Below are 25838 nucleotides of genomic sequence, written 5' to 3' on the forward strand. Positions count from 1 at the left end.
CATCAAAAAGAAACACGTATAATAAAAAATGCGCCTTCCCTTTTAATGGGAGTGCGCTTTTTTAAAAATGCCCGTGCATTCCATCATATGATGGAATAAAACATTCCAGTCCCGGCGGCGGGCCATTTCACGGCGCAATGCCTGATAAGATCCGTGCCGTTCTGCTTCTAACAGCTTGTCACAAGCCGAGATAAAGTCTGATGGATCGCTGCCTTCGATGTATTCATAAACATACTGTTTTTTTATTTTTGCCGTTGAAGAAAGGTTGCAGCCGACAACCGCTTTCCCGGCCGCTAAAAATTCGAAAAGCTTAAGCGGAAAGACTGCATCATTATACGGTGATTTTTTATAAGGCATAATCCCGACGTCAATGAGCTGCATATAGGACGGAACCTCATCCGGCGCGGCCGGTCCCGTCCAAATGACATTCGGGCGTTTCAGAAGTGAAATGAAATCCGGGTCGTCCTCTGCTGTATTCGGCCCCACTAACAAAATCGTCCAATCAGGACGCATGTCTGCCGTCTGTGCCAGCAGTGAGAAATCAAGCTTCGGTTTGATGCCACCGATGAAGCCGAGAACCGCTCCGTTTCTTCCATGTAAAATGTCTCGTTCAAGTTCCCTGTTATCCCCTGTAAACAGGTCATATTCAACTCCGTTTTCAATAGTAAATACATTTTGACGCTGATCCGCCAGCTTTTTGCCGACTTCCCGATGGAGGCAGTCTGATGTGCAGGTAATCGAATCGGCACGCTGAATGATTCTCATTTCCGCATGTTTAATGATGTTTCTCCTTACATTTGCCAGAATGCCGGCGCGGCCGTTAATCGGCGCCGCCCATAGGTCACTGCAATCATAAATGACTTCATCCCACGGATACAGTGCGGACAAAAGCGGAAAGCCGGGAAAGGTATACCATAAACAGCAGCGCACTCCGTCCCCTTCCTTTTTCAGCATCTCTAATAACGGGGAGAGTTTGTGCTTGTAACAAATGTCTGTGTACCTGCCGAATCGAAACATCTTTTTTTGCAGCAGGTCCTTCACCGCAAATTGCCGGATCCCCTGTGAAATGTCTGTAAATGAGCCCTTTTGCTCTTTTGGCGACGGACACACCCAGATGACGCTCTTCGTTTCTTTTTGCCGGGCGAGAAATTCAGCCAGCCTGTGCCGTCTGTACCTCAGCTGGTCATGGCCCCATTCCGCCGCGCCAACGATGACATGAATCATTGGTTCCACCTTCATCACCTATCTCTCCGGAACGCCTACAGCCTTTTCATGACTGCGTTTTTCGCATATTGCACAAAGCACCACGAAGCCTTGATAAAATGCAGGCGTTCAATTTCTCTATAGACAAACCATGTTTTTTTGGCGGCTTTCCACTTGTTGCTTGAGATTGAGTTTTGAACCAATCTGTATTCAGACAAGCATTCATTTAAGCCGTAAGCGGTAAATCCTCTTTTTAAGAGAGCAAGCCATGTCGCCAAGTCTTGGCGCGTTCTTATGTCCGGCATCTGAATCTGCCCTGTCTGCTCTCTGTCAATCATGACCGTCAAACATCCGATAATTGTATTTTTTAAGGCTTCTTCATATGACAGGCTTTCGGGCGCGTGAATCGTTTTGTCAGTCGGCGATCCGTCCTGCTCCATCAGGCTGTAGCCGGTGAAGGAAAACGCGCAGGCGCGCTCAGACATAAATGCAAGCTGCTTTTGAAGCTTTTCCTTTTTCCATCTGTCATCACTGTCCAAAAATGCAACATAACGACCCTGTGCATGTTCGAGGGCTTTATTTCTGGCAGCGGCGGCTCCTCGGTTTTTGTCTAAATAGACTACGCGGATCCGCTTATCCTTTTTTTCGTATTGCCGTAAAATGTCTCTCGTTCCGTCGGTTGAGCAGTCATCCGCAATAATCATTTCCCAATGCGGATGACTTTGATCCAAAACCGATTGAATCGTGTCTTCGATATATTCACTTGCGTTATAAGACGGTGTAATGACAGATACGAAAGGTTTCCAGTTTGTCATGGTCACATCTCCATCGCAGATTTTTAAAAGGACTCTCTAAAAAACTCGGGAATGACAATGAACATAAACGCAATTGCAATACCGATCAAAACGCCCAGAACCGCTTTCTTTTTCGGCGGCATTCCGTGTCCGGCTAATTCATTCGTCGGTTCTGAATTCATGACACTGGCTGCTTTTAAATTGAGCTGTGTGTTTTTCAGTTCGTATAAAAACCTTTCCTTATCTACTTTGGCATCCGCACTGACCGTTTCTCCTTCCAGCGCACCGATGCTCTGCCGAACCACCTTGGCTCTTTTCTCAAACAGCGCTTGATCATTTTTCAGAAAAGCCGCTATGATTGCCCGAAACACCGATTCGGTCTCCTGCTTATTTTGATCGGTGTAGCTGACAGTGACCAGTGCATCCGATTCTGTATTGACGGTAAGTTTACTTTTGACGGCCGCTCTGTCTTCGTCCGTTTTATCAGGCAAGGCCTGCTTTAAAAAGGCATCGCTTGTGATGAGAAGGGGGATTTCCTTTGTATTGTTATAAAGCGGATGGTCATAGTTTCCGGCCGCGATCGCTGCTTCTGATGTAAAACTGCTGCTGCCGGTGATTTTCGACGGCACTATATAACCCGCCGCCCCTAAAATGACGGGCAGCGCAATGAGCCAAATGATATTCTTTTTGATACGCCGGGCTATTCTTGTCAACATATCCTTCATCTCGCATCTCCCTGTTTTTCATAGTTCGCCGTAACGGCAGGCTTCTTTTGTGAACGCCTCAGAATGTTAACAGCCGCAATCACGAGTGAGAGAAATACCCAGTGAAAAAATAAATTTGATACGGAGCTTGGGCTGATGCTGCTTACTAAAAAACCGATCAGTGCCGTGATAAGTCCTTCTGCGATCAGTTTTGACTGATTTTCCAATTTTCTTTCATGAAATTTGTAAAGTGTCAAAAAAAGGTACAAATAGACCGTGAGATAGCCAAGCATAATGAGCAAACCGAAGTTGGCCATAATCTCGACGAGCCAGTTGTGCACCTCGGCTACACCGCCTGTATCATACACAGGTTCCGATGCTAAATAGTAAGACACATTTCCCGCCCCCACTCCGAAGCCGTAAGAATCAATCACATAGTGAAAGGCGTTTTTCAACAGATTTGCCCGCGCCAGGTTGGAAGGAAGCGGCTGATGCGCTGACACAATTTGCGGGGCAAAAAACAAATTCCAAACTGCATTAATGATACGGCCGGCAAATAAAGCGGCAAACGCGGCAGCGCCTGCGGCCGCAAAAAAGACGGCGAGTTTTTTTAACAAGGAAGGCAGCAGAATGAAGATATAAACAGCCGCCCCCACACAAACGCCGAGCAGGCTCGCACGCGAACCGGTCAAAATGATTAAGTACAAGGCGCTGATCGAAAGAAGGAGACAGACCGCCTTCACATAACCGTTTTTAACGTTTTTGACTGCCGCCGCATACAAAAAGAAACTGATTGACAGAAACGTCGCGAAATCATTTTGATTAAAAAAAACGGACGTCGGATAATGCTGTTTGTACTGCGGCCCGTTATAGAGCGTGGAAGTCGGCAAATGGTGCAGCGTAAAGTGGTTGTAAAAGCCGAGCCCCATGATAAAAACGGTCATCACAAGCCAAATTGTATAAAAAATGACCAGCTGATCCATCTTCTGAATAAACATCACGATGAGATAAATCATAAAAATCCCCATCGCCATTAAAGCTAAATATTTAATGCCGTATGTCACAGACTTTGCCCACAGCAGCGAAACGAGCCCGTATGTAAACCATAAAGCGAAAAACAGCAGGATGCCTTTTACATTCACCCGATTCCATCTGTCGATATGAGTGCGGTTTTTCAGGATGCCGGCAATGTGCAGGACTCCAGCGGCAATTAATAGGAGCCGGTACAAAAACAAGCTGAAAAATCCGAGATGGATGGCGAAGAAAGCTTGATTTAAAAATGTACAGGCGATCAGTAAATAGATCAGCCCCATAAACATCCGGCCGTTCGTTGTGAAGGCGGATAAAAAAGCAAGGCCGGCTGTACCGATCATAAACACAATCAGCAGGACGGTGATTTTTCCAAAGCTGACATCCGTTCGGACCGCCTCCAGCATGATGAAGATTCCTGCGGTGACAGCGGCAAGCATCACAATGATATGGGCCGCTGAACATTTGATACTCACATGACAAACCCCTTTCCAAAACCGGCAGCCGAGCCGCGGCATGCCGGGAGCCTGAACCCTTTTCTATTGTGCCAGCTCTTTCATTTGCCGATCAGCATGAACCGCCGGACGGCCGATTGAATGATAGGTGAACCCGGAAGCCCTCATATATTCCAGCGGGAAGATATTTCTTCCGTCAATGATGAGCGGCTGTTTGAGCAGCTTCTTGACTTTCTGAAGATCCATCTCCTTCACTTCCGGCCAATCGGTTGTGATTAAACATGCGTCCGCATTGGCTACGGCATTGTACAGCTCTGTGTGATATTCAATGCCGTCCCCTAAAACAGCCGACGCTTCCGGAATCGCGATCGGATCATAAGCTTTAATGTGAGCGCCCTCCTTTTCAAGCCTCGCAATAATATCGAGAGCCGGGGCAGATCGCACGTCATTTGTATTCGGCTTAAAAGCAAGGCCTAATACGGCGATGGTTTTTCCCTTTATATTTCCTGCGGCATTGATCAATTTTTCCGTGATACGTTCCCGCTGCTTTTCATTCGTTTCAATCACGGCTTCCATCATCTTAAACGGATAGTCAGCGGCGTTTGCCATATGCAATAAAGCTGTCGTATCCTTCGGAAAACAGGAGCCGCCGAAGCCGATTCCCGCCTGAAGAAATTTATTGCCGATGCGGCTGTCCAGCCCGACACCCTCAGACACTTTAGAAACGTCCGCTCCGACCCGCTCGCAAATATTGGCGATATCGTTGATGAAGCTGATTTTAGCGGCCAGAAAGGCGTTTGCGGCATATTTAATCATTTCCGCGCTTTCCAGATTGGTTTTTACAATCTGCGTGTGAAAAGGCTCGTGAAGCTCTTCAATGACCGCGGCGGCTTTATCGCTTGTCGCCCCGATTACCGCCCGTTCCATCTGCATCGTGTCACGGACCGCTGAGCCTTCCCGGAGAAATTCGGGATTGGAAGCGACATCAAACCGATAGTTTCCCTTTGAAGCTTTTCGGATGATATCATAGACGAGCCTTCCCGTCCCGACCGGAACGGTGCTTTTGTTCACAATAATTTTATATCCGTTCAGCTGTTCTCCGATCGTTTGCGCCGCAGCCTTGATATACGTCAAATCCGCTTCACCCGTCTGTGACATCGGTGTTCCGACGGCTATATAGATGATGTCTGCGTCCTTTACCGCTGACGCAATCCCGGTCGTGAAGGAGAGACGCCCGTTTCTGACATTCTTTTCGGCTAATTCGTCAAGCTCCGGTTCAAATATTGGGATGACTCCGTTTTGTAAGCTTCTGATTTTCGCTTCATTGATGTCGCAGCAAGTGACGTTATGACCGATTTCCGCAAAACACGTTCCTGATACGAGACCTACATACCCGGTTCCTAATACAGCGATTTTCTTCACAGCTTCATCCCTCTCTCGAAACATTATCCTCTTTCACGGCCCGTTTGATGACGGCCCGGTATCTCTCTTTCAGCGCCTTGGCGTTTTTGCTTGCGTTAAAATGATTGCGGACGGTTTGATACAATTCATCGGCTGTTTCCGGCGTCCAAGCCCCCCCATGTTCATATTGCACAATGGCTTCTGCCAAGGCTTCAGGTGAGCCGGGCTTGATCAGCAAATACCGATGTCTTCCGAATAAGGAAGCCACACCGCCTACATCAGTGCAAATCACCGGAATCTTCAGCGCGAGCGCCTCGATGACAACCGTCGGCATCCCTTCACTGTAGGAAGGCAGCGCCAGCATATCTGATGCCAGCAAGTAGTCCTTTATCTTGTCATTCGGCACTTGGCCTGTGATGATGTGCCCCGCCTGCTCCCGCAAGAAAGGTTTGGCGGCTCCGTCACCGACAAATACGGCTTGATACGTGTCATCCAATGATTGAACGGCTTTTGACAAGTCGAACACGCCCTTTTCTTTTACGAGCCTGCCGATGAAAACGATCAGCTTTTTGTCCGGCGGAAGGCCGAGCTGCTTTCTGATGTCTTCCTTTGTCTGCTTCCGTTCTTGAAAGGCATCAAACGCGATGCCTATCGGGAGTACGGAGCAATCCGTTTCGCTGAGCTTTTTCATCTCTTCCCGAAGCCTGCCGCTGACAGCATATATATCCGCGGCCCCTCGGACTGCAAGTGTGAATGCCTGATGAGCGCTTTTGCTGTAGTGCGGATAGATATTGACATCACTGCCGTGCAGTGTCAAAACATAAGGAATCCCCAGCTCCTTAGATACGATGGCGGCAGCTCCGCCTGACGGCATGGCAAAGTGGGCGTGGATCAGCTCGGGCTTCAAGCCTTGCCTTTTTATGGCAGAAAGAACCGATGCCGCTATTCTTTTATGAGGCTGCGCCCACTTTAATTGACCGGGAACAGCCTGATAAAACGGACGGTGTACAGAAATACCTTCCCGCCATTCATGAGCGGGTCTCGCTTCCTTTTTCCGATATGACTTTTTCAGCATCCGAAACGGCGCGGCCAGTTTAGGCCTCGGGCAGATAACGGTCATCTCCGCGCCAAGCTTTCGCAGCTCCTGCGCCTGAGTTTCATGAAAAACGCCTTCTCCCGGTTTTTCAGTGCTCGGATATACACTTGTCATCCACAATACCTTCATAACAAACGCCCTTTTCTTAATTTACTTTTCATATGCGGATACGCTTTTCCTAAAAGAAATAGATAAAACAACGCGCCGCAAGCCACTGAAATCGCCAGACGGAGCTTCACATCCAAACTGATGCGCTCCGTCCCGAAGCTGGCTGCAAATGCAATGATGCCCATCGCCGCCGTAAGCAGAAACGGTTTTGCCACGGCTTTGAAATAAGCCGACAGCTGCAGCTTAATGACATATGCCAAAAGCCAGCGCCCGATCAGAAAATTCAAGATGCTGATAAAGGCGTACGTCCAGGCTACAGTTAAAAGGTTTCCGGACAGTACGGCTGCGTAAAGAGATGCACCGTAGAGCAGCATGACGCCGGCGTCCCAATAAAACGCCAGATCCGCTCGCCCTTTTGCCAGCAGCACAGATCCGTTCGGATTCATCAAGACTCTTAAAATGCCGACAATGGCAAGAACGTTTAAAACAGGAACGGCCGCAAGCCACTTTTCTCCGAAAACCGAAGCAACAAACGCATCCGACACAGAGACCAAGCCGAGCAAAAGCGGAAATGACACCAGCGCGAGCATTTTTGTCATATTGAGGAATCCTTCTCTGAGGACGCTGTTTTCATGCTTATTTTTCGCAAAGACGGGAAACGCCACTCTTGTAATAATCGGATTAATCTTTAATACCGGGAGCGTGACAATTTGATAAGCAAGATTATAAATGCCGAGCGCCTCAGCGCCCATGAATCCGCCGATCAAAATCATGTCAATGTTCGCCCCGAGCCGGTTCACAAGCCGGGATGACAGCTGAAAGGCTCCGAAAGAAAAGAAGCCTTTCATTCCCCTCAGATCAAAAACAAGCGACGGGCTCCATGTTTCCCTGTATGAAGCCCAATACAGAAGACCTTTGCTGGATTGCAGCAGCACCTGGGAAATCACATATGCGAGAATCGGGTCCATATAAAAAACCGAGACGGCCAAATAAACAAAGGACAGCATATTTGCAAAGATTTCAATTTTACTCAGCGCATTAAATGCCAGCGCTTTTTGAAGCATATACTGATATTGCTGCCCGATCGGAGCGATTAAAAACATAATGGCCAGCACACGGATTAAGTGCGTCAGCTCCTCCCGCCGATAAAAATCGGCGATAAACGGGCTGCTGAAAAACAGCAATGCAAACAGCACAATACCTGTCGCGATATTCATCCAGTATAAGGAAGACAGCTGTCTTTCTGTCACATGATCTTTTTGGATCAGCGCAGCGCCAAATCCCATATCAAGCGCAATTTGGGCAAACACCACAACCGTTGTGATCATGCCGACAAGACCGAATTCCGACAATGACATAACCCGGCCAAGCAAGGCAAACTGAATCACCTGTATGACCGTAATACATGCGGTCGAGATACTTGTCCACTTAGCGCCGCTTAAAATTTGATTTGTAATACTAGGCATCGTTTTCCCTACTTTTTGTCTGCTGACATGATTTTTCTATCTTGCCCCGTCACCAGTCCAGATCACTTTGCATGTTTTGATCATAATTTTCACTTCCAATGAAAAGGTCAGGTTGCGGATATAATATAAGTCAAACATCAGCTTTTCCCTTGGTGTCATGTCATATCCCCCGTTGACCTGAGCCCAGCCGCTTAATCCCGGCTTAACGGCAAGACGCTCTGTAAATCCCGGAATCTCAGCCTGAAACTGCTTTGTAAAAACAGGCCGTTCTGGACGCGGGCCGATCAGGCTCATTTCTCCCCGTAAGACATTCAACAGCTGCGGCAGTTCATCAATACGCGTCCTTCTGATAAAAGCGCCGACCTTTGTCACACGGGGATCTTTTTTCAGCGCCCACACCGCCCCCGATTTTTCAGCATCTATTTTCATAGAACGGAGCTTATACAAATGAAACGCCCTCCCGTTTTTTCCGACGCGCTCCTGCTTATAAAAAGCCGGGCCGGGCGACTCCAAACAGATCAATATGGAGAACAGCGCCATGATCGGCAGCGCAGCCAAAAGCCCCGTCAGCGCAAACAAAATGTCCACGAATCGCTTAAAAGCCAAATAACGGGCTGTTTTTTCCGTTACAGCAATGGTATTGCCTTGCCGCAGTAAATACTCATCATTCACATTCATGCTTTTCTCTGCTCCCACTGACACACACCTCACGATTTGTTGGGATGTTTGATGACCTATGCCAGTGAGTTTAGCAGATGGATGTTAATTGGAAGTAAAAGCAATGTTAATGTTTGTTAGAATGTTTTGATTTTTGTTTTTTTATTGTAAATCTATTCATATCCATATTTGAGGAAAAGCATAATAAAAAATAAAAAACAGACCAGTCATTAACTGGTCTGTTTACAATGTAAAGCCTTATCTGAAATATGAAGAAACACCTTGGGTGATTCCCGCCGCGAGACTGTCCTTTTTCGTTGACTGTTTTAAGATATTTGCATCAATCGGGCTTGTGACAAACCCTGTTTCCAGCAAGACACTCGGCATTTTGGAATATTTAATAACATAAAACCCGGCTGTTTTCACGCCGCGGTCACGTGTGCCGAGGGCGGAAACCATTTTCGGCTGAATATTTTGGGCCAGCCTCAGGCTGTTTGCAGATTGATAGGTTTTATCGTAATAGGTTTCCGTACCGTTTGCACTGCTGTTATCATTCGCATTTGCATGAACGCTGATGAAAATATCGGCTTTCGCCTTTGCTCCTTTACTCACTCTCTCCTCAAGCGAATCAAAGGTGTCACCTGTTCTGGACATCACAGTGAGTGCGCCTGCACTGTACAATTTATTGTTAAGACGCGTTGCAATATCAAGGTTCACATTTTTCTCAAGCAAGCCATTTCCGGTTGCCCCAGAGTCCTGATAGCCATGGCCCGGATCAATAAAGACCGTTTTGCCGACAACGGGATTTTTAAGCTGTGATGCAACATTGTCGCTCAAAGAAGAAGCTTTCCCTATGACTGTGAAGCTATTGATGCTTTTACTGCCTATATACGTTCTGACGTCCTTTGACAGGCTGTCCCCATTTGTCAGCAGGTGAACTCTTCCCTGTTTGGCACTCAAAACGCCTCCGACGATCGTATCGGCTTCTTTAAACCCATTTGTAATAAATGTATAACCTGTACTTAAGCTTGTTTTTTTTGCAAGATTCACAGACAGGTTATACCGGTTTTTAGCACTGACTCTCGAAGGATTCGGAAGCTTATTATAAAGCGAGCTGCTTATGCTGCTGGTTCCGCCGATCACAATCGTGTTTTTAATTCCAAGACTTTTTATCGCATTAGACGTTGATCCATTTAACGTTGAATCATTAGTAAATAAAATCGGATATTTTTTAGAAGACGCATAAGAAATCGCAGCCATACCGTCTGCATCAACAAAGCCGTTAACTACAAGGGCTGTTGAAGAACTTGCCATTGCATTCGCAACCTTCGCGGCAGTTGCATATCTTGTGCTGCCTGACAGTCTCTTTACACTGATACCTAATTTAGCAATTTGATTTTCCGTGTTTTTTGATACGGCAGGTGTGCCGCCTACGATAATAACATTTTTCGTTTTTAAATCTATTAATCCTTTTTTTGTGCCGGCAGAAAGCTGGTCTTTATTGGTATACAGCAGCGGCGCATTTTTTTGGTATGCAAGCGGCGCAGCGGCAATCGCATCCGGATACGCGGTTCCGCCGACGATGATTGCTGTTTTCGCCTCGCTCCATGATTGTTTCGCTGCCAATACAGCTGTATCATACCGGGTGCTTCCGCCTACTCGATTGACTGTATGATCAGCAGCTAAAGCGGAAGGAACAAAAAGGATGACTCCGAGTATGAATACAGGGAGACATTTCAATAAAAATTTCAATACAATCTCCTCCACAGAAGTTTAGTAGCTTGAAAGTGTTGTACCAGGATAATAGAACGAAAGGATGGAATTATATGATTCTCCTGCTTCCGCTCTTTCTTTTGCCCCGTATTGACTCAGTCCGACACCGTGACCGTACCCTTTTCCTGATATCGTGAATTGTTTAGAATTACTCTCCACACCGGCGTATGTACTTTTAAATGAAGAGGCCCCGATCATTGTTCTGAGTTCAGATGCTTTCACTTCAATCGTCGCATTCTTATTCATGACGTAACCTTTTGATTTATCATTCACATGGTAGGTCAATTTCACCACGGCATTTTCAGCGCGCTGTCCTTTTGTTTTTCCGGTTAAAGAAAGATCAGAGATACTTGAAATTTTGATAGAATTTGCATTGGTCTCTTTATTCTTTATCAGCCAATTTTTCATTCCTGTGAGCTGGGCCGCATTTTCTTCATTGGTGTTAGACCACCACGAAGCGGGGTTTTTCAGATCTAAGCCAGTAGAAAGCTGCTGTTTTTCCAGCGTTAAAGACCAGCTGATTTCCGGATCTTTTGTATCCTTTTTGGCAGTTAAATACGGCACTTGCGATCCCCATACCTCGCCGCTTGCTTCCGTATACCCGCCATTGCTTGATGAGTAGTTGGCGTCTATCAATTTACCCGAGTAAGTGAGTACTTTCCCCTTTGTTCCATCGACAGCTTTTGTGGCGTTAGGGTACCAGCTGTATCCCCCATAAACCTGAAAAGCTGTTGTATCCGCAACCGTTTGTCCAGCCTTGCTGATTGAATAGGTACGGGCGGCCACCGCTTGAGCTTTTAACGCTTCTATCGGCCAGCTTCCGGGCATTTCATTTGGCAAAACACCTTTTAAATAATCCTCGAAAGGAATGTTTTCATTAACGGGTCGTACATATTTGCCTGATTCAACAGAAAAATTCATATCTCCCAAATAAGATTTTCCATCGATGCTGATGGAGTTAGATGTTGAATATTTTTCCGGAACCGCTTTAAATGAGGTTTTTCCGCTGTTAATATTGGCAACACCCAATTTACCGCCGGAAGCCTTCATTTGGTACGTTTTACCATTTACAAGATAAAATTCTTTGGCGTATGAAGATTTTACTGAATCCGCAATTGAATTCGTGCTGCCTATTAATGTATAAGAATAGGTCCCTTTGTTTTTAAAGAGATTTACAGCGTCAGTTGGCGTTTCGCTTTTTTTGATGTACAGCAGCGGCATATGATTGGCAGCGGCTATATTCGATCCGACTAAGACATCCGCTAATTTCGTTCCGTTTGCTGTAACAGTTTTGCTTGCGTCCATACCTAAGCTTGTGACAACGTTTGCGGAAATTTGATATCTGTTTGAACCGCTGATTCTTTTGGTAACAGCAGCTTTCTTTTTAATTTGATTCTCGACTTCTTTGCTGACGCTTGAGGTGCCTCCCATTATGATGACTTTTTTGGGAAGATTGTAGCTTGGCAATGAGTCTTTTTTTGTTAAAAGAATGGGGTAGCCGTTTTGCGCAGCATAAGGTGCAATCGTTAATGCATCTGTATACACGTCGCCTGTTACCACAATAGCCTGATCATAGCTGCCCATTTCGCCCGCTATATTTTTGGACAGGTCATACCTGTTTTTTCCGCTGATCCGTTTGATATGACCGTATTTTTTTAAGGTTTTTTCCGTGTCTGATGAAATACTGTTAGTTCCGCCGATAATTAAAATATTATCCGGACTGAATTTTTTAATTTGTGCCTCTGTACTGCTGCTGAGCTTTTTAGCTTCCGTCAGTAAAATAGGAGCTTTCAGCTTATTCGCTAAAGGAATGACGGAAAGCGTATCGGCAAAATAGGCATCCGTATTCACGACGACTACGTTCGACGGATTTTTCCAGTATTTTGATGTTGCGGTGTTTGCCGTATCATATTTTGATGCGCCCCCCAATCTGGCAACGGAGGACACATTGTTTCCCGTCAGTTTATAAGTTCCGGAGGGTTCGATATTCAGAGTCGATTTATTACCAATATAATTAGTCAGTTTGACTGAAATATTTGAACTGGCCGCAAAAGTGCTTTCCGGTAATAAAGCCAGGCTGAATATCACAGAAAAACAAACAGCCCATAATTTTTTCTTCAATTTTGTTCATCCCGCCTTTTGATTCATGCTGATTTATTTTGCTTTCTCGATTTCCTTTATCTCTTTTTGGCCCTTATCGTTTGTAAAATAAGAAATTTTCACTTTGTCATTCTCGTTGAATTCATTCAGAACTTCAGAAAAGTCATCCGTAAACTCGAAGCTGACCGGCTGATCATCAACCTTTACTTCTATAGTGTGCGTATCTGCCATGCCGACATAATAGGCGGTTTCTTCTTGAACCTGGGAATTTGAAGATCCGCTTCCTTTCTTAGATTGTTCTGCTGTTCCGCATGCTGCCAACACAACTGAAAAGAGCAGTATTAAGAACGATGATACGACAGTTTTTTTCATTTTTTTCACCTCATCATTATGTATCGTCTTATACTAACCTTTTTTTAAGGTAATTTTAAGGTTTTTTTGTAACCTTTTTTTAAGAATTTCGTCTATTTCATGGTTAGAAGTAAAAAAATAACTAGTTTATAAAGATCAGTAAAATGCATCATGAAAGATAATAGAAAAGGTGATGAACAAATGAGAGCTGAACGAAAAAGAAAGAAGAAAAAAGTTCTTCTGACAATTTTAATGATCATCGGGCTGTTAGTTTTATCATCAGGAGGTTACGTATACTACTTGTGGCACAAAGCGGCTTCAACGGTAGCAAGTATCCAGGAAGATTTAAAGAAATCCGATAAACGGGATGGAGATATAAACCTCAGCAAGAAGGACCCGATTTCTATATTAATTATGGGAGTCGATGAACGGAAAAATGATAAAGGACGCGCGGATACACTCATTTATATGACAGTCAATCCAAAAACAAAAACAACTGAAATGGTAAGCATTCCGCGTGATACATATACAAAAATCTCCGGCAAAGGCACAATGGATAAAATCAATCATTCCTATGCCTTCGGCGGTACGCAAATGGCCGCAGACACAGTTGAGGACCTCTTGGATGTTCCGGTCGATTATTTTGTCAAAGTAAACATGGAAAGCTTTAAGGACACCGTAGATACACTTGGCGGGATCACGGTGAACAGCACGTTTGCTTTCAACTACGACGGACATTCTTTCGGTACGGGAAAGATCAGCCTGAACGGCGAAGAAGCGCTCGCCTACACCCGCATGAGAAAAGAAGATCCGCGGGGGGACTTTGGGAGACAGCAGCGTCAGCGGCAAGTCATTGAAGGAATTATCTCCAAAGGGGCAAACATTTCCTCTGTTACAAAATTCGGCGATATGTTTAAAGTGATTGAAAACAACATGAAAACAAACATGTCGTTTGACGATATGTGGACGGTCATGACGGATTATAAAAACGCACGCAACAAAGTTATTCAGCATGAACTTAAAGGAACGGGCGCGAGAATCAACAATATCTATTACTATAAGTTAGATGAAACAAACCTTTCTTCAGTAAAAAAAGAATTAAAGAAAAGTCTGGAATAATAAAAAACTCTGCATGCTATGCAGAGTTTTTTATTATTTAAAAGGATGCGGACGCGCCTCTCTCAAGCCATATCTATACAGCAATTCTTCCGCAATGCGCTTGGAAGCCAATCCATCACCGTAAGGGTTTGAAGCCTTTGACATCCTCTCATATTCGGCTTGGTCGGTTAACAGTTGTTTTGTCAGCTGATAAATCGTTTCTTCATTGGTACCGGCGAGCTTTAACGTTCCTGCTTTTACGCCTTCGGGACGCTCTGTTGTATCCCTTAATACAAGAACAGGCTTGCCAAGGGAAGGCGCCTCCTCCTGTACACCGCCTGAATCCGTCAAAATGAAGTGAGATTTCGCAGCAAAGTTATGGAAGTCCACAACCTCTAAAGGTTCAATCAAATGCACTCTGTCTGAATCCGAAAATTGGGCCTCTGCGGCTTCACGAACGGCCGGATTCAAATGGACGGGATAAACGACTTGAACGTCCTCAAATTCTTCGACGACTCTTCTGACGGCCTTAAACATCTGTTCCATCGGTTTGCCTAAATTCTCTCGTCTGTGCGCAGTAAGAAGAATCATCCTGCTGGAACCCAATGTATCAAGGATCGGGTGGTGATAATCTTCCCGCACAGTCGTGTTAAGCGCATCAATTGCAGTATTTCCTGTGATAAAAATGGTATCCGGGTTTTTATTTTCTGCAAGGAGATTCTTTTCGGCCTGACTTGTCGGGGCAAAGTTTATATCAGCAATGACACCCGTCATTTGCCTGTTCAGTTCCTCCGGGAAGGGAGAGTATTTATTTTGTGTGCGCAGCCCTGCTTCAACATGGCCAACAGCAATCTGATGATAAAATGCGGCAAGGCTTCCCGCAAACGTTGTCGTCGTATCTCCGTGAACCAAAACGATATCAGGTGTCACCTCTTGAAACAGCCTGTCCAGTTTCAAAAGTGCGTGAGACGTTATTTCTGACAGCGTTTGGCGCTCCTTCATAATGTTCAGATCATAATCAGGTGTTATACTGAATGCTTTCAGCACCTGATCAAGCATCTGTCTGTGCTGAGCCGTAACAGTCACCATCGAATCGATGTCCGGATGTTTTTTCAGCTCTAATACCAGCGGAGCCATTTTAATTGCTTCGGGTCTTGTACCGAATACGGTCATTACTTTTAGTTTTTCCAACGGTTTGTCTGCACCTCGTTTATATGTCGAATATTCCCTTCATGTTAACATATTTATGCTGTTTCATTGATATTTTAAAGCTTAATGACAAACAAAGCAAAATCCCTATGCGGCTCTATGAAAGCGGCAGCTGTATCGTATTAAAAGGTGTGAATTTTAATCAATTGTGGTAAAGTGGAAAAAGACTAGGTTATAGTTCTTAAAAAAAGATTTCGCAGAAACAAGGATGGTGTTATTCAGTGAAGAAAGTACGTAAAGCCATTATCCCGGCAGCAGGATTAGGTACTCGTTTTTTGCCAGCGACAAAAGCAATGCCTAAAGAAATGCTTCCAATCGTTGATAAGCCGACAATTCAGTATATTATCGAAGAAGCTGTCGAATCTGGCATCGAAGACATTATTATTGTAACCGGAAAAGGCAAAAGAGCAATAGAAGATCATTTTGACAATGCTCCGGAACTGGAACGCAGCTTAGAAGAAAAAGGAAAAATAGAACTGCTTCAAAAAGTGAAAAAATCTTCAAATATCGCGGATATTCACTATATTCGCCAAAAAGAGCCAAAAGGGCTCGGACATGCCGTTTGGTGCGCACGTAACTTTATTGGCGATGAACCATTCGCTGTTCTTCTCGGTGACGACATTGTACAAGCCGAAAAACCAGGACTTCGTCAGCTAATGGATGAATACGAAAAAACTTTATCCTCCATTATCGGGGTTCAGCAAGTTCCTGAAGGTGATACACACCGCTACGGAATTATTGATCCGTTAACAAACGAGGGCCGCCGTTATCAAGTGAAAACGTTCGTAGAAAAACCTGAACCGGGAACAGCTCCGTCCAACCTGGCTATTTTGGGCAGATACGTCTTTACGCCTGAGATTTTCATGTATTTGGAACAGCAAGAAATCGGAGCAGGAGGAGAAATCCAACTGACGGATGCGATTCAAAAGCTCAATGACATTCAGCGTGTCTTCGCTTATGATTTTGAAGGAAAACGCTACGATGTCGGAGAAAAACTCGGGTTTATTGAAACAACTCTTGAATTCGCCCTGCAGGATAAAGATATCCGCCATAAGCTAATTCCGTTTATGAAAGATCTTCTAAAAAAAGAAGAAACGAATGAATAAAAAAAGCTGCCGAGTCAGGCAGCTCTTTTTTGTGTTTCTTATTTTTCAGCAGAAACAGTGAGTGTTTTTTCAGCATTGTTGACTGAGAATGTGTATTGTCCACTTTTAAGAATGTTCAAGGTCTCATTTGATGCTTTGCTGCCTTTTTCAGTCAAGGCCGACATGTCAACGGGACGAGACAAATGAAAAATCACTTCAGACACTGTATTGTTTTCAATAATAAAATCCGTCTTTTTATCGGATACTTTCAATACTTTGCGCCCGTCATCTGTTTGGTCCGTTCCAAGATTGCTTATTTTATCTTTTAGATCATCTTGGCTTTTATTCAAATAAGAGAGAAATTCTTCATAAGCGCCAATGTTTTGACCGGATAAATTGCTGCTGAAATCACTGAGCTTAACATCCGTCTTTTTTAAAGAGGTTACTTTATACAGATCAGCCTTTTTCATAAAGTACTGTTTATCATTCAATTCAACTTTGGCCGCCTCGTTATTTTCCGCTTTTATCTGCACCTTTGTGCCAAAGCTTACATTCGCAGAGGCTTTCCCCTTCAGACTGTGAGACGAGTAAAGGTCCGCCTTTTCAGCTTTAACCAAAGCCGGTTTGTTCACAGACTCATAAAGACCTGCATTCCCTTGCTTGACGGCGCCGAAAGTTGCGAGCGTCCGTAAAGGCTTGTCCGAGAACATCGCAGCAGCCAGACATACCGTCAGAAGCGCAAGAACCGTGATTTGAATCGTATTCGCAATGAATTTCGGCTTCGCCTTTTTATTTTGAGCATGCGCGATTTTCTGTTCCTCGGCAGCCCGTGTTCTGCCTTCAATCTGTTCATTTTGGTATTTCTTTTTTTCCTTCTTCGACAGCTTATTGAACCAATCCACAAAGGCTTTATATTCTTTCACAACGACTTTTGTTTCATCGAACATCCGCATTTCGCCATAATGCATCCAAGCCACGCGATCGCACATTTTCTCAATCTGTCCGATTGAATGGCTTACGAAAAAGATTGTTTTTCCCCGCTCTTTAAATTCAGTAATGCGGTCTACACATTTCTGATAGAATGTCTGGTCTCCCACAGAGAGCGCTTCATCTATAATAAGAATATCCGGGTCCATGTGCGCCGATATCGCAAAGCCGAGCCGAGATTTCATACCGCTTGAATAACTTTTAACAGGTTGGTCAATAAAGTCGCCAATGTCCGCAAATTCAACGATTTTTTCATAAAGATCATCAATTTGCCGATTGTTGAGGCCCATCATCAAACATTTTAAACGGATGTTGTCCTTACCGCTTAATTGGTTGTTTAATCCGGCGGAGATGGCAATGAGGGACGGCTGTCCGTTCATGTCAATCTCTCCGCTTGTCGGCGGAATGATTTTAGCCAGCAAATTAGACATCGTCGATTTTCCTGAACCGTTGATACCCACGAATCCAATAGTTTCTCCTTCATACACATCAAAAGAAACATTTCGGACAGCGAAAAAACCTTTTTGATTTCTGTTCGGGAAAAACAGCCCTTTTATTTTGTCAGACTGTTTTTTATATAGAAAATACTGTTTTGAAACATTTCTGAACGAAACCTTTAGTTTCATTGTATAATCTCCTTACTATATTAAAGAAAGTCAACAAATTTATCTCTGAATTTCATATGCAGAAGTGAGCCGACTGTTAACAAAAGCAGCGTGATGAACCAGAAATACAACGTATACTTCATATCGTGGAAAAACCACTGCCCTTCCATAAAACTGTCTCTAAAGCCTTCTATAATATAAAAGAGGGGGTTTAACTTTAATATGGTCAATACTTCTGGTCTATTTCCAAATTTCTCTGCAATGTCCCAGAAAATCGGCAAAAGAAAAAACAGCAGCCTTGTCACCGCCTGAAGCAGGAATTGATAATCCCTGATTAACACGCTAATGGTTGAATTAAACAGTCCAAAAGCAAACATAAAAGCAATCATACAAAACAGGTAATAAATATATTGCAGCCAGTGAAGTGTCGGAAAAAGACCATTGCTCAGCAGCACAACGATATAAATCCCCATCATGACAAAATAACTGAATAAGTTAGACGCTATCACAACTGAGGGCAGTGAACTGATCGGAAAGTTCATTTTCGACACTAAGTTAATCCGTTTATACACACTGTTGGATGCATCAAGTATCGTCGGACTGATAAAGAACCAAGGAATTAAGCCTGCAAGCATCCACACAATGAACGGTACGCTTGCTCCATTTCCAAGCACCACATCATGTCCGTTGCGAATCCCGAGACCGAATACAAACCAGTAGGCCAGCATTTGAATCATAGGATTAAGAAACTGCCACAATATACCCAAATAATTGACTTGATACTTTGATTTCGTTTCATACACTGCAAGCCGCATAATCAGCGGGAATGAGTTGAATTGCTCTTTCAGAATTTTTACCAATGCATTCATTCTAATCTTCCTTAGTCGTAAGTTTTAGGTAATAGCTTTGACTTACAAAAGCACCGCTCATAATTGTAACAGATTACGATGTTTTTTTCACTTCATAACAAGCCGGCGCCATTTAACGAATAATGCCGTCTTTTAAGCAAAAAAGCATAATTAACATGGTTAAATTATGCTTTTTTGTCTTTATTTACTTTTCCCCGAAGATTACTTTTACAGCTTTCTCGGATGATTCTCCGGTTTCCAAATAACAAAATTTCTCATAAAAAGGACCGAATGATTCCGGAAGAACATAGTCTTCTGATTCAGTTTCTTTTACCCATTCAATGACATCACCGGTTTCCTTCACAAGCGGTCCCGGCGCTTCTTTCTCAAAGTCAAAGTAAAAGCCTCTGAGTTTATCGCGATATGTCTCAATATCAGGTACATAAAACAGCATCGGTCTTTTTAAATTTGCATAATCGAAGAAAACAGAAGAATAGTCCGTTATGAGTAAGTCTGAGACCATGTACAGCTCACGAATATCCTCGTAACTGGAGAAGTCATATGCAAATCCTTCATAAGGACCCAGATCAAAGTTTTCTGCCACCAGATAATGCATCCTTAAAATAATGACATAGCGATCACCTATCGCTTCTCTCAATTGGTGAAGGTCTAAATCAAGATCAAACTTATATTTCCCCTTCTTATAAAACTGGTCATCCCGCCACGTCGGCGCATAGATAATGACTTTTTTATCTTGGGGAAGATTCATTTTTTCTTTTAACGTTTTGATAACAGAAGGGCTGTTATCTGTCTGAAGAAAATCATTCCGCGGATAACCCGATTCAATCATCGTTTTATTAAACTGAAATGCTCTTGCGAAAATTTCAGTAGAATACGCATTCGGTGATATCAGGTAATCCCATTTGGATGCCTCAGCCGTAAAGTTTCTTTTATATTTTTCCGTGTTTGTACCCGGCATATGCACTTCATCCATATCCACGGCAAGACGCTTTAAAGGCGTTCCGTGCCATGTTTGGACGTATGTCGTATGTTCAGGTTTTGGAATCCATAATGGCAAACGGCTGTTGACAACCCAATACTCCGCTCTTGCCATAGCAAACAGCCATTTTAAAGAGAAGCGTTCCATATAAGGAATTCCTTTATCTTTAAATGTCTGTGAATAAGCAGGATTTACACTCCAGCACAGCCGGTATTCAGGCATTTCTTTGCTCATGTATTCATAAATCGCACGCGGGTTGCAGCTGTATTGTTTTCCGGCAAAGCTTTCAAACATCACAAGCTTCTGTTTGACAGGCAGTTTTCCTGCAAATTTAAACCCGGCTTTATAAGTGTTTTGAATTCTTCTTTCAATGAATTTTTTCAGCTTGTTTTTTCTTTTACGGAAAAAAGCGGCGCCGCGTTTCAGCTTGCCTTTTACAAAATACTCTGCGCGGGTGCTGAAGCTGTAATCATTCATTCTCAGATGAAGGTATTTCGTTTTCTTTTTTGTGAATACATGAAATCTGGCAGGCCCTGTTTCTGTTTTAAGAACAGCGAATTGATTAGGGTTTACATGCTCAGTTTTTAACACCTTTAAAGGTTTGCTGTTGGTGATAATTTCTTCGCCTGTCTCAGCATCTTCAAATATGAATTGAATGTGAAATTGAAAAATGAGCTGCTGGTTTAATTCTTTATATAGAGAGTGTAAGTCAATCTTTGTATCAAAGCCTATCGTTTCAAGCTTCGATTGATCATGAACATATTCAGAAAGATCATGCCTCGGCACATCATGAAGCGGGTACTTCAGGATGAGAGGCTCCTCATCTTTGCCTTTTTTCATTTTCAATATCAGATTTTTTTCTTTTATCTTTAGTGCTTCTGCCGCATTCAGACGAAAAGCAAACCCCTTCAGGTTCAAGATGCCTTCAGATGTCAGCTCGATCTCATCAATTCGCGTGACGAATTTTTTCAGCAATAATTTTAAAGAAAAATTCCCCTTTTTGGTTGTGTAAGGGAAAAAGAAAACGTTATTAGCCTCATCTTTATAATGGGACAGCTCAATGGGTTCATGGCTGGATTTCAGTCTTTTTTTGCTGATATCACTGTCATCATTAAAAAAGGATACATAGAAATCCAGACATCCTCTGTTTTCCACGTGGTCCGAAAGCAAGTGGATATCAATGACGGCATGAAATTGCTGATCTTGTTCATCAATTTTTTTTAAAGGGACGGAAAGTTCTGCTTTTGTCTTACGGTTTAAAATCTGAAGATTGGGCTCTTCCGTTAATGCTGCATTCTCACATGAAATAGTAATGCTGAGTTTCTCTTCCTCTATATTAAGATGCTTCAACTTGTAACTGACAGGATTTTCTATACCCATAAAATAAGTCTACTCCTCTATTTCAATTAAACATATCCAATTACAATAATTATTTTGTCACTTTTAACGAAAGGTTCTCCTTCACCGTCCGATAAAATTGATATTGTCGTCCGTTTGCCTCTGCCATTACCTTCTGATCGTCTTCTCTATATAAAGTGACACGTTCATAATCGTTATAAATGATATACATAATATAACCGCCAAGTCCGATCTTTTCAATATCGCTCAACGGAATTTCAAGCGTATACCGCCCGTCTCCCAAGGATTGGACTGAAAACTGATGATATACTTTCATATTGTCTCTGTGCTGAAACTGTACATATTGGGCATTATTTCTGTCTTGTCCGAACAGTCGGAAGGTGATTGCGAATTTTCCATCCGACAACTCTGTGCTTTCCGTTTCACCGTGCATCCGCAGTTCGATTAATTTGTTTTCTTCGTCTGCCAGCGGGCTTTCTAAATAAGCCAAACCGTCTTTTGTTACGATATTTTTATTCGGCTCTTTTTTAGACCAGCTAAACAGCTTTTCAACCTCATCATACCGTTTTTGATTCAGCAGCCGGTAAGCGGTTTTATGAATCGGGTGAAAGAACGTTTCAGAGATATCATATTTTGTTTTCTTTAAAACACTCAGAATTTCATTGAATTTATTGTAATAGGCTTCCTTATTTTCGCTTTTCAAAAAGTGCATTCTATCGAAAAGGCGCGTAATGGAATCGAATTCAATCAGACGGTTCATAGCCATCTTTTCTTTTTCAGCATCCAACTTTTTATTCAGAATATACTTCATAACCGCTATGTTGGTGTCGGTTTTTTCCATTATATTCGTCTGTTTTGTAAGTGACTCGTTGTTGTCCATTCTGTTCAGATAATAGATCGGTTCTGTTGAGGTTGAGATATCTCCGCACGACAAAAGAACATCCATAAAAAATTGCTTATCTTCAGCAAATTTCATTTCCGGATATCTGATATTATTGTCTTTTAGGAATTGTAAGTTCATCATTCTTGCACGCGGTCCGAGATGATAGAAAATATGCCGGATTGAAAATGGAGAGACTTTCTCTCTGTTCAGTGCAGACTCATGCTTCCCGATCGCTTTTTGCCCGTTCACTTGCATCTCAATCGTCTTTCCAACCGCATAATTCACATTATTTTTTTCGAGCATATCGAATAAAATTTTAACTCCGTTTGGCGCAAACCAATCATCAGCATCTAAAAATGTAATGTATTTTGCGTTTGCAAGTTCAATTCCCAGATTTCTCGGATAAGCCGGTGTTCCGGTATTGTTTTTCAGAAATGCGACTGTAATATTCTCATACAGTTCGGCGTATTCAGTCAGAATATTTCTTGAATCATCTGTAGAGCAATCATCGACCAGAATTAAAGAAATATGCTGAAAGCCGATATTTTGAAGAATGACTGAATCAACGGTTTTTCTTACATATTGTTCTGCATTATAAACAGGCACCACTACTGCGACCTTTTTCTCGTCTGTCAGAGCTTCTTTGTTTAAAATCGTATATTCACGTTCTTCTATGGACGGCTTGGACTCTTTTTTATTCAATTTAAAAAAGTTACTAAGATTCATTTTTAAATTCTCCTCTTATTGTCTAGCTTTTTCAAAAGCGCATAACAAATATAGCGAAAATAACCTTATATTACAAGAAGTACTCCCTCTTCTGAAGGGAGTACTTCTTTATTATCTGCATATCCGAATGTTTCAATTACACCCCGGCAATTTCTTTTTTAATCTGCGTAGTAGAGATGCCTTCAGTTCTGGGAAGATAGACGACTTCGCATTGATCTTTAAGGAAATCAAATTTGCCTTCCCAATCGTCTCCCATAACGAACACATCGATGTTATGATCTGCTACATCCCGTACTTTTTGATCCCAGCTGTTCTCAGGAATAACCTCGTCTACATAACGGATGGTTTCCAGAATCAACTTTCTGTGTTCATAGCTGTGGTATGCTTTTTTCTGTTTTTGAAGATTGAACTCGTCAGTTGAAATTGCAACGACCAGGTAATCTCCAAGCTGCTTTGCGCGCTCAAGCAGTTTAATATGACCCCAATGCAGTAAATCAAAAGTTCCGTAAGTTATGACCTTCTTCATGAAAACAAAAGCTCCTTTCTGTATTCATACGTATAACAAGTAACTGCCCGTCATAGCCGGCGCAGCTGTATCCTTAATCACTAAAGTGCCAATTTCGTACTCATGGAACCTAATTATATCACATAGCCCTGAAAAGGTTAAGCTTATGTAAAGATCACGCCGGTTCCACTTATTTACAAATCTTGTTTTACTAGGAGTTTAGCAGGGTTTTGCGTCGTATGATTTAAAAAATGTTATCTTATTTATAATTTTGTAAAATGATTGTTAAGTTTAGCTGAAGGTTCTATGTTAAAATAAAGCTTAGCCTTAATAACTGAACTTGAGAAAATCCCGTATAAAAGGAGGGCGAAACAGATGCAGACTGAAATGGTGCACAACCTTTCTTATGTTAATGGAAATTTACAGGAGTTTATTTCATATTTAGACACTTATTATATCGCACAAAATCAAGGAGCCGTCATTGCGACGGTCAACCCGGAAATCGGATATGCGGCGGCTAAAAATAAAGGTTATCATAATGTCATTTCATCGGCGGATTTCGTCCTGCCGGATGGTATTGGCGTCGTGTTAATGTCGCGTTTGACCCAGCACCCGCTAAAATCAAGGATTGCGGGATTTGATGTTTTTATCTCACTGCTCGGTCTCGCAAACCAGCAGTCTAAAAAAATATTTTTATACGGCGCAAAACAGGAAGTGCTGGAAGCGGTTTTGAATCGGATCGCCAAAGAATATCCCCAGATTGATGTCGTCGGATACAGCGACGGCTACGCCGCGGATAAGCGTTTTGTCGCCAAACAGATTTCCAGGGCGAAACCTGATATTGTGTTTGTCGCTTTAGGGTACCCGCATCAGGAACATTTTATTTATGAATACAAGCATCTCTTTCCACAGGCTGTAGCAATCGGTTTGGGCGGAAGCTTTGATGTATTCAGCGGAACGGTAAAAAGAGCGCCTAAATGGATGATCAAAACAAATTTAGAGTGGTTTTACAGACTTGTTATGAATCCTTGGAGATGGAAAAGGATGCTGAACATTCCGAAGTATGCTTTCACCGTTCTGCGAGATAATAAATCAAATAAAAGCCTTTACCCCGAACAGGCTGAAGATCAGACAAAACAGCTTTAAACAAAATATAACAGCAAAAGAGATTGGTAATCTATGAACTTGCGATCTTTATTCGCCACTTTATATTCTATATATCTATCTGTTCTCGGCGTCTTGTTCAAACGGATAAAACCCGGGAATCGGGTCACGCTTTTGGTTTCTTTTGAGGAAAACGCACAGGCTGTCATTCGTTCTTACAAGACGCACGCTGAATCACTTTCCTATGATGTAACGGTTCTTTATACCAGACATGCCGTCAGTTTAAAGAATGAGCTCTCGGGGATTCACTCATTTTATCTTAACGAGAAAAACCCGCTTCACCTTTGGAAGGCTGTTTCTCTCTTATTTAAGAGCAAATTTGTGATCACTGATAATTACTTTCTTCTGACAAGCGTATTAAACGGCCGGCCGCAGACCAAGTGCATTCAAGTTTGGCATGCGAACGGTTCGTTGAAAAAGTTTGGTTTGGAGGATGTGACAAATCAAGACCGGACTCAATCAGACATCAAACGATTTAAAAAGGTATACAGTTCATTTGATTTTGTCACAGCCGGTTCCGATGCAATGACTGACATCTTTAAAAAGTCATTCGGAATACAGGACAGCCAAGTATTAAAAACAGGAGTGCCGCTGACTGACGTATATTATGATGAGAGCAAACATGCTTTACAACATAAATGGCAGAAAAAAATCATACTGTATGCCCCTACATTCAGGGATTATGATATGCAATCGGTTCGTCTCCCATTCACCGAGGAGCAGCTGGCCGGCCCGTTAAACGGGGAGTATGTGCTGCTTGTCAAGCTTCATCCTGCCGTGCAGCATCATATCACGATCCCGTCTGAAAACGAATATATCAAAAATGTGTCTGATCTCCATCTGCACGGTCTTTTGAAAGCTGCTGATATATTGATTACAGATTACTCATCCGTTCCTTTTGAATTTGCGATCTTAAATAAACCGATCCTTTTTTTCACGTATGATCTTGAAGAATACGACCGAAAACGCGGGTTAATCGATCATTATGAAACCGTCATTCCCGGAAAAGCATGCCGTGACAGTGAATCACTGCTGAAGGCGATCATAAAAGGATCGTACAATTTGAAAGAAATAAAGCAGTTCTCTGATACATGGAATAAGTATTCAGAAGGAAATTCGAGTGAAAAATTATTAATGTTTGTGGAGAAACAAATAAAGAAAAGTGACTGAACACTTGCCGGAAACAGACGGCGAGTGTTTTTTATACGCTGCGCAACATCATACTAAAAAGG

21 protein-coding genes are annotated in these 25838 nt (G+C 42.9%); 4 read left to right on the plus strand and 17 right to left on the minus strand.

Annotated features, from left to right (window positions below; translation table 11 throughout):
- Positions 1-42: 42 nt before the first annotated feature.
- From tuaH to J7E26_RS02780, 11 genes are all read right to left on the minus strand, one after another.
- On the minus strand, positions 43-1239 hold the full coding sequence (tuaH, locus tag J7E26_RS02730; protein ID WP_214802492.1) for a teichuronic acid biosynthesis protein TuaH: 1197 nt from the start codon (positions 1237-1239) through the stop codon (positions 43-45).
- A gap of 20 nt (positions 1240-1259) precedes the next feature.
- Positions 1260-2018: a teichuronic acid biosynthesis protein TuaG gene (gene tuaG, locus J7E26_RS02735; protein WP_214802490.1), complete on the minus strand. Its 759-nt coding sequence runs from the start codon at positions 2016-2018 to the stop codon at positions 1260-1262.
- A 23-nt stretch (positions 2019-2041) separates the two neighbouring features.
- The gene (gene tuaF / locus J7E26_RS02740; protein WP_214802487.1) at positions 2042-2722 is read right to left on the minus strand and encodes a teichuronic acid biosynthesis protein TuaF; all 681 of its coding nucleotides are present in this window, start codon (positions 2720-2722) and stop codon (positions 2042-2044) included.
- Positions 2719-4206 (minus strand): teichuronic acid biosynthesis protein TuaE, encoded by a 1488-nt coding sequence (tuaE, locus tag J7E26_RS02745; RefSeq protein ID WP_214802484.1) that lies wholly within the window; start codon positions 4204-4206, stop codon positions 2719-2721. The genes tuaF and tuaE overlap by 4 nt, the downstream gene beginning before the upstream one ends.
- A gap of 63 nt (positions 4207-4269) precedes the next feature.
- On the minus strand, positions 4270-5607 hold the full coding sequence (tuaD, locus tag J7E26_RS02750; RefSeq protein WP_214802481.1) for a UDP-glucose 6-dehydrogenase TuaD: 1338 nt from the start codon (positions 5605-5607) through the stop codon (positions 4270-4272).
- Positions 5608-5611: 4 nt separating this feature from the next.
- Positions 5612-6811: a teichuronic acid biosynthesis protein TuaC gene (gene tuaC, locus J7E26_RS02755; protein WP_214802478.1), complete on the minus strand. Its 1200-nt coding sequence runs from the start codon at positions 6809-6811 to the stop codon at positions 5612-5614.
- Positions 6808-8256, minus strand: a complete 1449-nt coding sequence (gene tuaB, locus J7E26_RS02760; protein ID WP_214802475.1) for a teichuronic acid biosynthesis protein TuaB — start codon at positions 8254-8256, stop codon at positions 6808-6810. Before tuaB ends, tuaC begins: the two co-directional genes overlap by 4 nt.
- Before the next feature lie 36 nt (positions 8257-8292).
- Positions 8293-8952: an exopolysaccharide biosynthesis polyprenyl glycosylphosphotransferase gene (locus tag J7E26_RS02765; protein WP_214802472.1), complete on the minus strand. Its 660-nt coding sequence runs from the start codon at positions 8950-8952 to the stop codon at positions 8293-8295.
- A 219-nt stretch (positions 8953-9171) separates the two neighbouring features.
- Positions 9172-10665, minus strand: a complete 1494-nt coding sequence (locus tag J7E26_RS02770; RefSeq protein WP_214802468.1) for an N-acetylmuramoyl-L-alanine amidase — start codon at positions 10663-10665, stop codon at positions 9172-9174.
- Positions 10666-10686: 21 nt separating this feature from the next.
- On the minus strand, positions 10687-12807 hold the full coding sequence (locus J7E26_RS02775) for a SpoIID/LytB domain-containing protein (RefSeq protein ID WP_214802465.1): 2121 nt from the start codon (positions 12805-12807) through the stop codon (positions 10687-10689).
- Between the two features lie 33 nt (positions 12808-12840).
- A complete protein-coding gene (locus J7E26_RS02780) occupies positions 12841-13158 on the minus strand; it encodes a LytA (RefSeq protein WP_214802463.1) in 318 nt (105 codons plus the stop codon).
- A 180-nt stretch (positions 13159-13338) separates the two neighbouring features.
- On the opposite strand from J7E26_RS02780, the gene tagU reads away from it, so the two are divergent.
- Positions 13339-14256 (plus strand): polyisoprenyl-teichoic acid--peptidoglycan teichoic acid transferase TagU, encoded by a 918-nt coding sequence (tagU, locus tag J7E26_RS02785; RefSeq protein ID WP_214802460.1) that lies wholly within the window; start codon positions 13339-13341, stop codon positions 14254-14256.
- A 33-nt stretch (positions 14257-14289) separates the two neighbouring features.
- Here the strand turns inward: tagU and wecB are convergent, their stop codons facing one another.
- A complete protein-coding gene (gene wecB / locus J7E26_RS02790) occupies positions 14290-15426 on the minus strand; it encodes a non-hydrolyzing UDP-N-acetylglucosamine 2-epimerase (RefSeq protein ID WP_214802457.1) in 1137 nt (378 codons plus the stop codon).
- Positions 15427-15665: 239 nt separating this feature from the next.
- On the opposite strand from wecB, the gene galU reads away from it, so the two are divergent.
- Positions 15666-16550: a UTP--glucose-1-phosphate uridylyltransferase GalU gene (galU, locus tag J7E26_RS02795; RefSeq protein WP_214802454.1), complete on the plus strand. Its 885-nt coding sequence runs from the start codon at positions 15666-15668 to the stop codon at positions 16548-16550.
- Positions 16551-16588: 38 nt separating this feature from the next.
- On the opposite strand, the gene tagH is transcribed toward galU, so the two are convergent.
- The 5 genes from tagH to tagD form a co-directional block, all read right to left on the minus strand.
- A complete protein-coding gene (gene tagH, locus J7E26_RS02800) occupies positions 16589-18142 on the minus strand; it encodes a teichoic acids export ABC transporter ATP-binding subunit TagH (protein WP_214802450.1) in 1554 nt (517 codons plus the stop codon).
- 20 nt (positions 18143-18162) lie between these two features.
- Complete coding sequence (locus J7E26_RS02805) at positions 18163-18990, minus strand: ABC transporter permease (RefSeq protein WP_214802447.1); 828 nt, start codon at positions 18988-18990, stop codon at positions 18163-18165.
- Between the two features lie 184 nt (positions 18991-19174).
- On the minus strand, positions 19175-21349 hold the full coding sequence (locus J7E26_RS02810) for a CDP-glycerol glycerophosphotransferase family protein (RefSeq protein WP_214802445.1): 2175 nt from the start codon (positions 21347-21349) through the stop codon (positions 19175-19177).
- Between the two features lie 49 nt (positions 21350-21398).
- Positions 21399-22937 (minus strand): glycosyltransferase family 2 protein, encoded by a 1539-nt coding sequence (locus J7E26_RS02815; RefSeq protein WP_214802442.1) that lies wholly within the window; start codon positions 22935-22937, stop codon positions 21399-21401.
- 136 nt (positions 22938-23073) lie between these two features.
- Complete coding sequence (gene tagD, locus J7E26_RS02820; protein ID WP_010790104.1) at positions 23074-23463, minus strand: glycerol-3-phosphate cytidylyltransferase; 390 nt, start codon at positions 23461-23463, stop codon at positions 23074-23076.
- A 354-nt stretch (positions 23464-23817) separates the two neighbouring features.
- On the opposite strand from tagD, the gene J7E26_RS02825 reads away from it, so the two are divergent.
- Together J7E26_RS02825 and J7E26_RS02830 are read left to right on the plus strand one after the other, a co-directional pair.
- The gene (locus tag J7E26_RS02825) at positions 23818-24588 is read left to right on the plus strand and encodes a WecB/TagA/CpsF family glycosyltransferase (protein WP_214802439.1); all 771 of its coding nucleotides are present in this window, start codon (positions 23818-23820) and stop codon (positions 24586-24588) included.
- Between the two features lie 33 nt (positions 24589-24621).
- Positions 24622-25776 carry a CDP-glycerol glycerophosphotransferase family protein gene (locus J7E26_RS02830; RefSeq protein ID WP_214802436.1) on the plus strand — a complete coding sequence of 385 codons (1155 nt, stop codon included), beginning with the start codon at positions 24622-24624 and terminating at the stop codon, positions 25774-25776.
- Positions 25777-25838 lie beyond the last annotated feature (62 nt).

It is taken from the genome of Bacillus sp. ISL-51 (genome assembly GCF_018613535.1).
Classification (GTDB): Bacteria; Bacillota; Bacilli; order Bacillales; family Bacillaceae; genus Bacillus.